Below are 4,829 nucleotides of genomic sequence, written 5' to 3' on the forward strand. Positions count from 1 at the left end.
AGCGAGTAATCGCGCTGTGTCCGTTTCACACCTTGTCCCATCGGGCTCTCCATTTATTAGGGGGAAAGGTGTAAACCATATTCAGGACGGGACATCCAAACAGCAAAAGCCCGACAACAAGGTCGGGCTTTTTTATCTGCAATGTGGGAATCAGGCTTAGAGCGCCAGAAACCCGAGGATCAGGATGGGGCCGAGCAGGCTCAGGATAAAGCCGGAGACAATGGCCACCGGCACCACCTGAATGCCCCCTGATTTCTGGATGACCGGCAGGGTGAAGTCCAGCGCCGTGGCGCCGCCATAACCGATGGCCGCCGAGGGGTGGCGTCGCATCAGGACCGGGATGATCAGAATGGCGATAAGCTCACGCCCAAGATCGTTGATAAAGGCAGCAGAACCGAGCACCGGCCCCAGTTTGTCGGCCACCAGAATGCCGGAGAGCGAATACCAACCGAAGCTCGAGCTCATCGCCAGACCATGGGCAAAGGGCATCCCCAGCAATTGGGCCGCCAGCAGGCTGCCAAGCCAGCTGCTGAGGATGACGGTAGCGGCGATCTTCATCCCCCAGGGGTTGAGCAGGATCTGGCGCAGCCGCATGCCGGAGTTGCGCATCTGCACCCCGATGAGAAACAGCAGCAGCATCAGGGCCCATTCGCTCCACTTGTCGATGGGCAGGGCGCGCAGATCCACCAGCAACCCGAGCAGCACACCGCCGAGCACCACAAAGCAGAGCTGCAGGGATTCCCACAACAGGTGCAGCTTGCTCGGCATTTTGCTATCGCTCGCCTCGTGGGTCGGCGGCGTGCGCTTGTCGAGCCACCAGAGGGCCAGCAGGTTGCAGAGCGTGATCGCGGTCAGCATCACCCCGGCGACTTTGAAGATCACCGCCAGATTGCTGCCCAAGTTTTCCACATAGGCAAGCCCGAGCCCCATCAGAAACAGAATGAGGTAGACCATCTTGCCCAGACTCTGGTTGACCAGCTTGATCAGCCGGGCAGAGGAGAGGGGAACCAGATAGCCGATTGCCAGTGGCAACAGGATCAGCAACACATTGAGCAGCATCGAGGCCTCGATCACAAAAACTGATAAAAACACCACCTTATCATTACTTATTGGCTCTGTGTCACATATCTATCGCTTTCATGGCCGAAAACAGCCCTTTTGGGGGCGGATTGTTACTTTTTTGCCACAACCTCTCTGTTTGATAAGGTTCTGTGCGAGCCCGAGTGCACCAATGAAATCAAGTTGATCCAATCGGGGGGCCGATATTTCGCTCGGCAAGGGGGTGCATAAAGCCATTTTGGTGCCGGTTTGGCACACATCACGCTTTTCTCTTGCCACTGATATGATTGGGGTATAAAAAGGCGTTATCGGAATAGCCATTGAAACGGCTGTTTATGCAAACAAAGTGCTGAAAAATACGCAAAGAGCGAATAAAAATAGAGCGAATCCCCTGAAGACCCTCGTTCTGTATTGTTTTTTCACTATCCGGGTGATATTTTCGCTGAAGGTTGCCATCGGTTAACTTTTTGTTAAATGGACGATGGTTGAGTCACGCCCCCTGCGGCGTCTAGGGACAGACAAGGTTGTAATGGATGAGCGACGTTGCCGCACTGGAAGTACGTGATCTGCACAAATATTTTGGCACCCACGAAGTGCTCAAGGGCATCGACATGACCGCCCACAAGGGGGATGTGATCTCCCTTATCGGCTCCTCCGGCTCGGGGAAGTCGACCTTTCTTCGCTGTATCAATCTGCTCGAAACCCCCTCATCCGGCACCGTCTCGCTCCATGGCGAGCTGATCCGGATGAAAACCAGCCGCGCCGGCGAGCGGTTGCCCGAGGATATGCGTCAGGTGGAGCGGATCCGCAGCCGGCTGGCCATGGTGTTTCAAAGTTTCAATCTCTGGTCACACATGACCATCATGCAGAACATCATCGAAGTGCCGATCCAGGTGCTCAAGGTGCCTCGCGCCGAAGCACTGGCCAAGGCAGAGCAACTGCTCAACCGGGTTGGACTCTGGGAGCGGCGTGACTACTATCCCGGCCACCTCTCCGGTGGTCAGCAGCAGCGGGCCGCCATTGCCCGTGCGCTGGCGGTAGAGCCCGAGGTGATGCTGTTCGATGAACCCACCTCGGCGCTGGATCCCGAGCTGGTGGGGGAGGTGCTCGGCCTGATGCGCGAGCTGGCTGAAGAGGGGCGCACCATGCTGGTGGTGACCCACGAGATGTCGTTTGCCCGGGATGTATCGAACAAGGTGATGTTTCTGCATCAGGGGCGGGTGGAAGAGGAGGGCAACCCCAAGGAGATTTTCGCCCATCCCAAATCCGAGCGGTTCAAGCAATTCATCTCCTCCATCTACTGATGGCGGGATGCCTGGTTACCCAATCAACTGTTTTATCAAGGAGAGATACATGAACAAGCTGATGCTGGCGACAGCCGTAGTTACTGCCCTCGCGTCCGGTAGCCTGATGGCCAAGGAGTGGAAAGAGGTCCGGATCGGGGTTGAGGGTGCCTATCCCCCCTTCTCCTGGACCGAGCCCAGTGGCGAGGTGAAAGGTTTTGATATCGACATCGCCAACGCCCTGTGCGAAGAGATGAAAGTGAAATGCACCCTGGTCAAGCAGGACTGGGACGGCATCATTCCGGCGCTGCTGTCACGCAAGTTTGACGCCATCATCGCCACCATGGACATCACAGAAGAGCGCAAGAAGAAGGTGGACTTCACCCAGAAGTACCAGCACATTCCGGCCCGCTTTGCCGCCAAGAAGGGCACTGACGTGCAGCTCGACAAAGCCTTTATGGAAGGCAAGTCCGTCGCGGTGCAGCGTGCGACCTCCATGGATACCTTTATTACCGACAACTTCCCCAACGCCACCATCAAGCGTTACGGCACCGCCGATGAAGCCTATCTCGACCTGAAATCCGGTCGTGTGGACTATGTGCTGGCCGACTCTGCCGCCATCACCGACGGTCTGCTGAAGAAAGAGGGCGGTGATGCCTTCGAATTCGTCGGCCCGAAACTGACCGATCCCAAGTGGTTTGGCGAGGGTGCCGGTATTGCGGTGCGCAAGGCTGACAAGGATCTGAAAGAGAAATTCAACGCCGCCATTCTGGCGCTGCGTGCCAACGGCAAGTACAAGGAAATCAACGACAAGTACTTCGAGTTCGACGTTTACGGAGAGTAAAACAAAGAGACGTTTACGGCGAGTAAGTCCAAAGACGTCTACGGCAAGTAACGACAGGTTGATCCCGTCAGTAGTCATCGGGCCCGTCACCTCCCTGAGGGAGTTTACGGGCCCGCATTGATTGCAATGGAGCTGCACATATTTCATTCGGACTGCTATGGAGCCTTCTGGTTAGCAGGTGCGTGAAGATTCAGTGGCGATGGAGCTGCATATGTTTGATTTGAAAGGATACGAAGCCTCGCTGCTGGAGGGCGCCTGGGTCACCCTGGAAGTGGCGCTGGCCTCCCTGCTGCTGGCGTTGCTGCTGGGGATGCTGGGGGCGCTGGCCAAACTCTCTCCCTACAAGTGGGCCCGGGCCATCGCCACCGGCTACACCACCATTATTCGCGGCATCCCCGATCTGGTGCTGATGATGCTGCTCTTCTTTGGCGGCCAGGTGCTGATCAACGGTATCTGCACCTGGGTCAACGAGACTTACAACAGCTGGTTACTGGAGAGTAATCCCAATCAGGAGTGGGTCTCCCTGCTTCCGGACTATATCGACATCAGCCCCTTTGTGGCCGGTGTCGCGACCATCGGCTTTATCTTCGGCGCCTACATGACCGAGACCTTTCGTGGCGCCATTCTGGCGGTGGACAAAGGCGAACTGGAGGCCGCACGGGCCTTTGGCATGCGGGCAACCCAGGTGTTTGTGCGGATTCTCTTCCCCCAGATGATGCGCCACGCTCTGCCCGGGTTTGGCAACAACTGGCTGGTGCTGCTGAAAACCACCGCGCTGGTCTCCATCATCGGCCTCGATGACATGGTGCGCAAAGCCTCGCTGGCGGCGGGCTCGACCCAGCAACCCTTCACCTTCTACATGGCGGTGGCGCTGATCTTCCTGATCTTCACCGCAGTCTCCACCTCGGCGCTCAAGTGGGCCGAGCGTCACTATGCCATCAAGACGAGGTAAGCCATGGATTTCTCAATCATTCTCAAAGAGTGGCCCACCTACTGGGAGGGGCTCTATACCACCGTCTGGCTGGTGGCCCTCTCTCTGATCCTTGGGTTGATGCTGGCGGTGCCCATGGGCATCCTGCGCAATAGCCGCAACTGGCTGATCAAGGGGCCGATCTGGGCCTATATCTACTTCTTTCGCGGCACCCCGCTGCTGGTGCAGCTCTTTATCATCTACTACGGCGCCGCCCAGTGGGAGTGGCTGAAGAACAGTGCCGCCTGGTCGCTCTTCTCCGAAGCCTGGTTCTGTGCGCTGCTGGCTTTCACCCTCAATACCGCCGCCTATACCGCCGAGATCGTGCGCGGGGCGGTACACAATATGCCGCGTGGCCAGATTGAGGCAGCCAACGCCTTTGGCATGACCCGCTGGCAGACTCTGACCCGGATCATTTTGCCCAACTCGTTTCGTCGGGCACTGCCGGCTTACAGCAACGAGGTGATCTTCATGCTGCAGGGCTCGGCGGTGGCGGGCATCATCACCATCGTCGATCTGACCGGTGCGGCGCGGATCATCAACTCTCGCTACTACAGTCCGTTCGAGGCGTTTTTGACCGCAGGGCTGCTCTATATGCTGCTCACCTTTGTCATCGTCTGGCTGTTCAAGAAGTGGGAAGCGCGCTGGCACGCCCACCTGCGCCCGCGCAATG

At 57.5% G+C, this 4,829-nt stretch carries 5 protein-coding genes; 4 read left to right on the forward strand and 1 reads right to left on the reverse strand.

Features of this window, described 5'->3' with window-relative positions; translation table 11 throughout:
• Positions 1 to 156: 156 nt before the first annotated feature.
• Positions 157 to 1,059, reverse strand: coding sequence for a lysine exporter LysO family protein (locus tag AB5Y92_RS00010; protein ID WP_323895252.1), 903 nt, complete (start codon positions 1,057 to 1,059; stop codon positions 157 to 159).
• 533 nt (positions 1,060 to 1,592) lie between these two features.
• Between AB5Y92_RS00010 and AB5Y92_RS00015 the strand changes: the two genes are divergently transcribed.
• From AB5Y92_RS00015 to AB5Y92_RS00030, 4 genes are all read left to right on the forward strand, one after another.
• A complete protein-coding gene (locus AB5Y92_RS00015; protein ID WP_005337310.1) occupies positions 1,593 to 2,363 on the forward strand; it encodes an ABC transporter ATP-binding protein in 771 nt (256 codons plus the stop codon).
• A gap of 49 nt (positions 2,364 to 2,412) precedes the next feature.
• Positions 2,413 to 3,186, forward strand: a complete 774-nt coding sequence (locus AB5Y92_RS00020; protein ID WP_005337307.1) for an ABC transporter substrate-binding protein — start codon at positions 2,413 to 2,415, stop codon at positions 3,184 to 3,186.
• Between the two features lie 211 nt (positions 3,187 to 3,397).
• On the forward strand, positions 3,398 to 4,138 hold the full coding sequence (locus tag AB5Y92_RS00025; RefSeq protein ID WP_005352911.1) for an ABC transporter permease: 741 nt from the start codon (positions 3,398 to 3,400) through the stop codon (positions 4,136 to 4,138).
• A gap of 3 nt (positions 4,139 to 4,141) precedes the next feature.
• A partial coding sequence (locus tag AB5Y92_RS00030; protein WP_368225052.1) for an ABC transporter permease occupies positions 4,142 to 4,829 on the forward strand: 688 nt, incomplete at its 3' end.

This window comes from Aeromonas sp. R1-1, assembly GCF_040908495.1.
Taxonomy (GTDB): Bacteria; Pseudomonadota; Gammaproteobacteria; order Enterobacterales; family Aeromonadaceae; genus Aeromonas; species Aeromonas veronii.

Excerpts from the sequence above, each read along its gene's own strand:
- AB5Y92_RS00010 (WP_323895252.1), bottom strand. The coding sequence starts at position 1,059 with ATGCTGCTCAATGTGTTGCTGATCCTGTTGCCACTGGCAATCGGCTAT.
- AB5Y92_RS00015 (WP_005337310.1), top strand. The coding sequence starts at position 1,593 with ATGAGCGACGTTGCCGCACTGGAAGTACGTGATCTGCACAAATATTTT.
- AB5Y92_RS00020 (WP_005337307.1), top strand. The coding sequence starts at position 2,413 with ATGAACAAGCTGATGCTGGCGACAGCCGTAGTTACTGCCCTCGCGTCC.
- AB5Y92_RS00025 (WP_005352911.1), top strand. The coding sequence starts at position 3,398 with ATGTTTGATTTGAAAGGATACGAAGCCTCGCTGCTGGAGGGCGCCTGG.